Raw genomic sequence first — 5,725 nt, forward strand, 5'->3', positions numbered from 1 at the left:
GATCGCGCCGGTGCCGCCGCCGAGCTCGACGACCAGCCCGTCGCCGTCCGGCACCGCATCGGCCATCTCGCGCGCCAGCTGCCGCGAACTCGGGCACAACGCGCCCACCGCGGCCGGACGGCCGACCCACTCGCGCACGAACAGTGCCGAGACACGCCACGCGTTCGGCCACATCATGGGCAGCCCTTCAACGGTTGCGCTGTCGGCCTCGACGTGCCGACGGCTTCGTGGAACAGGGCTACGGCGACACGGGGTTTGGGCATGCGCATCCTCCTGGACGAATCGGTCCGTCGCAGGAAGAGCGACGTTCAAATCGATTCTAGGAAACGCAAACTTAAGGCGACGTGAAGATTGTCCCTGATTCCGCTGATCAATTCGTGCCCGATCGGCCGCCCGCAGCCCGGTCAGCGATCGACACGCTGCTGGAAGTGCGCGGGATAGCGCTCGCCGACGATCCGGATCTGCTGCAGCGCAGTCTCGATCGCGGCGAGATCGTCGGCCGTCAGCACGACGTCGGCCGCACCCACGTTCTCGTCGAGCCGGTGCAGCTTCGTCGTGCCCGGGATCGGCACGATCCACGGCTTGCGGGCCAATAGCCAGGCCAGCGCGATCTGCGCGCGCGTCGCGCCCTTGTCGGTCGCGATCCGGCCGAGCAGGTCGACGAGGCCCGCGTTCGCCTTGCGGTTTTCCTCCGAGAAGCGCGGCACGACATTGCGGAAATCGTTCTCCGCGAACGTCGTGTTCGCATCGATCGCGCCGGTCAGGAAACCTTTACCGAGCGGGCTGAACGGCACGAAGCCGATGCCGAGTTCCTCGAGCGTCGGCAGGATCCGCGCCTCCGGCTCGCGCCACCACAGCGAATACTCGCTTTGCAGCGCGGCGACCGGCTGCACCGCGTGCGCGCGGCGAATCGTCTGCTCGCCGGCTTCCGACAGCCCGAAGTGCGCGACCTTGCCTTCGCGGATCAGGTCCTTGACCGTGCCGGCCACCTCTTCGATCGGCACGTTCGGATCGACGCGATGCTGATAGAACAGGTCGATGCGATCGATCTTCAGCCGCTTCAGCGCCGCGTCGGCTACGTCGCGGATATGCGACGGCCGGCTGTCGACACCCTTCATCGCCTGGCCGTCCTCGAAACCGAACTTGGTGGCGATCACGACCTGATCGCGAAACGGCGCGACCGCCTCGCCGACCAGCTCCTCGTTGACGAACGGGCCGTACGCTTCCGCCGTGTCGAAGAACGTCACGCCGCGCTCGAACGCTGCGCGGATCAATGCGATGCCGCTCGCCTTGTCGGTCGCGGGGCCGTAACCGTAACTCAATCCCATGCAGCCGAGCCCGATTGACGAGACTTCGAGGCCGCTCTTACCAAGCATGCGTTGTTGCATGACGCTCTCCTGCTGAAGATGAAAAGGTTCGACCGAATGCCGAGGAGGCCAGTGTAGGTTGATGGATAGCGCTCAACAATCGGCGTACCATTTCATGCGTTACTGAGGAAAATTCATAAATGCTCCGCACCGGCATCGGCGAACTCACGACCTTCATCACGATCGCGGAACAGCGCAGCTTCAGCGGTGCGGCGCGCATCCTGGGTGTATCGCCGTCGGCGCTGAGCCACGCGGTGCGCCACCTCGAAGCGCGGCTCGGCGTGCGCCTCTTCAACCGCACCACACGCTCCGTCGCGCTGACGGAGGCCGGCGAGCAGTTGCTGCTGCGCGTGCGGCCCGCAGTGGCCGATCTCGAAGACGCGCTGAACGACGCGGCCACCGCTCGCAACCGTCCGTCCGGCCAGATCCGGATCAGTGCATCGGAGGCGGCGGCGCGCCCGCTGATCCGGCATGTGCTGCCCGCGTTCGTCGCCCGCTATCCGGACATCCACGTCGAGTTCGTCACCGATTCGCGGCTGATCGACATCGTCGAGCACGGCTTCGACGCCGGTATCCGCGTTCATGAAGACGTGCCGCGCGACATGATCGCGGTGAAGTTCGGCGACACGATCCGCTTCGTCGCGGTGGCGTCGCCCGACTACCTGTCGCGACACGCGCCGCCGGAGCGGCCGCAGGATCTCGTGGATCACCGGTGCATCCGCTACCGTTTCGAAAGCGGCGCCCTCTATCGATGGGATCTGATCCGCAAGGGCAAGCGCGTCAGCGTGGATGTCGACGGGCCGATGACGCTCGGCAACCAGGGGCTGATGATCGATGCCGCGCTGGCCGGCATCGGCATCGCGTGGGTGACGGAATCGCGCGTCGCCGAGCACGTGGCCGCCGGGCGGCTCGTGCGTGTCTTGCCGGAATGGAGCCAGGATTTCGGCGCGCTGTGTCTCTACTATCCGGCGAACCGGCATCCGCCGGCGGCGCTGCGCCTGTTCGTCGAGGCCGTGCGCGAGTGGGTGGCGGCCGGGCGGGAAGCGGCACCCGCTTGAACGCACGCGTGCCGGGACATCATCGCGACTGATGCCGTGCCGCGCGACACACGGGCCCGGCCAGCCCGCCCCTTAACGCGTGGCGCGCATCAGGATGTTCGCGAACGGCAAACCTTCGTCATCCTCATCGCGCCGCGAAACCTCTTCGAAGCCGAGCCGCGCGTAAAACGCATGGGCATCGCGATTGTCGGCGTACACCTCGAGTTCGAGCGCGCCCTTGAGCGCGAGCGCATGCTTGACCAGCGCGCGGCCGATCCCGTGGCCGTGCAACGCCGGCGCGACGAACAAGCCACCGATCGACGCGTCGAGCAGGCCGATGAAGCCGACCGGTTCGCCGGCCCGACACGCGACCCAGGTTTCCGCCTTGGGTAGATAAACCGTTTCGATCAGCGTGCGCTGCTCGCGCAGCCGCGCCTCGCCGAGAAACGGATGCGCGAGCAGCGACGCATCGAACCAGATGGCCGACAGCGTGTGCAGGTCGGATGCCTCGTAAGCGCGAATCTCGATTGCCATGTTTTCGTATTGTTCAATTCGACCTGCAGAGACAAACGCACCCCGGCGCGTTCGTCGCTGCGGTACGCCGCGCGCGCGGCCCGAAGCATCGCGCGCGGCACCGCATTACCGCAGGTTGGTTCTCGCCAGCTCGACGATCTCGTCGCCGCGACCACTGAGGATCGCGCGCAGCATGAACAGGCTGAAGCCCTTCGCATGCGCGATCTCGATCTTCGGCGGCATCGCAAGCTCGTACTTCGACGTGACGACGTCGACGACGGCCGGCCCGTCATGCGCGAACGCCATGCGCAGCGCTTCCTCGACGTTCTCCGAATGCTCGACGCGCACGCTGAAAATGCCCGCGCCCTTCGCGATCGCCGCGAAGTCGGTCGGGCTCAGGTCGACGTTCGTGTCGAGATAGCCGGCCGCCTTCAGCTCCATCGACACGAAGCCGAGCAGGCTGTTGTTGTACACGACGATCTTGATCGGCAGCTTGAGCTGGCGTGCGGTCAGCAGATCGCCGAGCAGCATCGACAGCCCGCCGTCGCCGGACAGCGACACCACCTGCCGCCCCGGATGCGCGCCCTGCGCGCCGAGCGCCTGCGGCATCGCGTTCGCCATCGACCCGTGATTGAACGAGCCGTGCAGTTGCCGCTTGCCGTTCATCGTCAGGTAGCGCGCAGCCCACAGCGTCGGCGTGCCGACGTCGGCCGTGAAGATCGCGTCTTCCGCCGCGACGTCGTCGACGATCTTCGTCAGGTATTGCGGATGGATCGCGCGGCCCGGCGGCTCGGCCACTGCGAGATCGTCGAGGCCCTTGCGCGCCGCCGCGTAATGCTTCAGCGCATTCTCGAGGAAGCGCCGCTGCGTCTTGCGCGTGAGGCGCGGCAGCAGCGCCGCGATCGTTTCCTTCACGGTGCCGACGAGGCCGAGCGCGAGCGGCGCGCGATGGCCGAGCTGCGAGCCCTTCCAGTCGATCTGCGCGACTTTCGCGTTCGACGGATAGAACGGCCGGTACGGAAAATCCGTGCCGAGCATCAGCAGCGTGTCGCACGATTCCATCGCGTGATAGCCCGAGCTGAAGCCGATCAGCCCCGTCATTCCGACATCGAACGGGTTGTCCCATTCGACGAACTGCTTGCCGCGCAGCGCATGCACGACCGGCGCGCCGAGCGTATCGGCCAGCGCGACCACTTCATCGTGCGCACCCTGCGTGCCGCTGCCGCACAGCAGCGTCACCGCGTCGGACGCATTGAGCAGCGCCGCGAGCCGGTCGAGATCGGCATCGGCCGGCAGGATCGACGGCGGCGCCGCGTCGCTCCACGCCGGCAGCTCGTCCGGGCCGTCGCCGAGCGCAATGTCGCCCGGCAGCACGATCACCGCGACGCCACGCTCGTCGATCGCGGTGCGCATCGCGCGCGCGAGCACGCGCGGGAACTGCGACGCGTTCGTCACGAGTTCCGCGAAGTGACTGCATTCGCGGAACAGCTCCTGCGGATGGGTTTCCTGGAAGTAGCCGAGGCCGATCTCGGTCGACGGAATGTGCGCGGCGATCGCGAGCACCGGCTGGTGATTGCGGTGGCAGTCGTAGAGCCCGTTGATCAGGTGCAGGTTGCCGGGGCCGCAGCTGCCCGCGCACACCGCGAGCCGCCCGGTCGACGCGGCATCCGCGCCGGCCGCGAACGCGGCGCTTTCCTCGTGCCGCGTATGCATCCAGCGGATCGAGCCGATCTGGCTCAGGCTGAACGACAGGCCGTTCAGGCTGTCGCCCGTCACGCCCCAGATGCGCTCGACGCCCGCTGCCGCCAGCGTCTTCGCCAGATATTCCGCCATCGTCTGTTTAGCCATGCTGTCCTCGCTCGTTGATGGGTCGTCACACGAATGAACCGGCTCCGGTGGCTGCCTGCGCCGGCGACCGGACGAGCATACGCGATCGCTTCGCGCGGCGTCGTGAAGGTGCAATGCGCTGGCGCGCATGTCGTTCGGTCCCTTTCGACGGTGTCGGGCGACTGTCGCCGTTTCGTCGGCCAGCCGGCGGTATCGCTTGCGAAGGTGCGTTCAGCTCCAGTCGGACGCCGATTCGTCCGGATCGACCAGCGTCAGCCCCGCCGACGGCAGCGGCAGCGCGGTCTTGTAACGCACCTGCTTCAGCGCGAAGCTCGACCGGATGTTCGACACGCCGGGAATCGTCGTCAGCCGCTCGATGATGAAGCGCTCGAGCGTGCGCATGTCGGGCATCACGACACGCAGCAGGTAGTCGGCGTCGCCCGACATCAGGTAGCACTCCATCACCTCGGGCCGCTGCGAAATCGCTTCCTCGAAGCGCTGCAGCGCATCCTCGACCTGCTTCTCGAGGCTGACCTGGATGAACACGTTGATCCGCAGCCCGAGCGGCTCCGGATCGAGCAGCGTGACCTGCTGCCGGAACAGCCCGAGCTTCTCCAGCGCGCGCACGCGGTTGAAACAGGGCGTGGCCGACAGGTTCACCGCCCGCGCGAGTTCCGCGTTCGTGATCCGCGCGTTCTGCTGAAGCTGGTTCAGGATGCCGATGTCGATGCGGTCGAGCCGCCGCGGGTTTGCGCTCATGGTCGAAATATTCCGGAAGAGTGGCCGTAACCGGAATATTTACACTATCCACAGCAGAATTCCCAATGAAATCAGACGCATATTTTGCGGATCGGCGGGTAGCATGATTCGACCGATTGCCACTGATTGCGCGCCGCTCCGAACCGGTGCGCGGGAGACCTGCGATGACGGACCTGTCGAACGGACTCGACGCCACGCGGCGCGCGAACCTCGCGCACGCCG

The 5,725-nt window shown here is 66.7% G+C and carries 5 protein-coding genes and 1 pseudogene; 1 reads left to right on the forward strand and 5 read right to left on the reverse strand.

The genetic code is table 11. From position 1 onward, the window contains the following. Together G3N93_RS41825 and G3N93_RS32585 are read right to left on the reverse strand one after the other, a co-directional pair. Positions 1-177: pseudogene (locus G3N93_RS41825) on the reverse strand (methyltransferase); the annotation flags it as partial. A gap of 227 nt (positions 178-404) precedes the next feature. Then, a complete protein-coding gene (locus tag G3N93_RS32585) occupies positions 405-1,388 on the reverse strand; it encodes an aldo/keto reductase (protein ID WP_174939445.1) in 984 nt (327 codons plus the stop codon). A gap of 119 nt (positions 1,389-1,507) precedes the next feature. Here G3N93_RS32585 and G3N93_RS32590 point away from each other — a divergent pair, with 119 nt between their 5' ends. After that, positions 1,508-2,425 carry a LysR family transcriptional regulator gene (locus G3N93_RS32590; protein WP_174939447.1) on the forward strand — a complete coding sequence of 306 codons (918 nt, stop codon included), beginning with the start codon at positions 1,508-1,510 and terminating at the stop codon, positions 2,423-2,425. Between the two features lie 72 nt (positions 2,426-2,497). On the opposite strand, the gene G3N93_RS32595 is transcribed toward G3N93_RS32590, so the two are convergent. From G3N93_RS32595 to G3N93_RS32605, 3 genes are all read right to left on the reverse strand, one after another. After that, positions 2,498-2,938, reverse strand: a complete 441-nt coding sequence (locus G3N93_RS32595; RefSeq protein WP_206134806.1) for a GNAT family N-acetyltransferase — start codon at positions 2,936-2,938, stop codon at positions 2,498-2,500. Positions 2,939-3,043: 105 nt separating this feature from the next. Next, positions 3,044-4,765: a ubiquinone-dependent pyruvate dehydrogenase gene (poxB, locus tag G3N93_RS32600; RefSeq protein WP_174939850.1), complete on the reverse strand. Its 1,722-nt coding sequence runs from the start codon at positions 4,763-4,765 to the stop codon at positions 3,044-3,046. Positions 4,766-4,975: 210 nt separating this feature from the next. Beyond that, positions 4,976-5,503, reverse strand: a complete 528-nt coding sequence (locus G3N93_RS32605; RefSeq protein WP_174939848.1) for an Lrp/AsnC family transcriptional regulator — start codon at positions 5,501-5,503, stop codon at positions 4,976-4,978. Positions 5,504-5,725: the final 222 nt, after the last annotated feature.

The sequence above is a fragment of the Burkholderia sp. Se-20378 genome (assembly GCF_017104665.1).
Lineage (GTDB): Bacteria > Pseudomonadota > Gammaproteobacteria > Burkholderiales > Burkholderiaceae > Burkholderia > Burkholderia lata.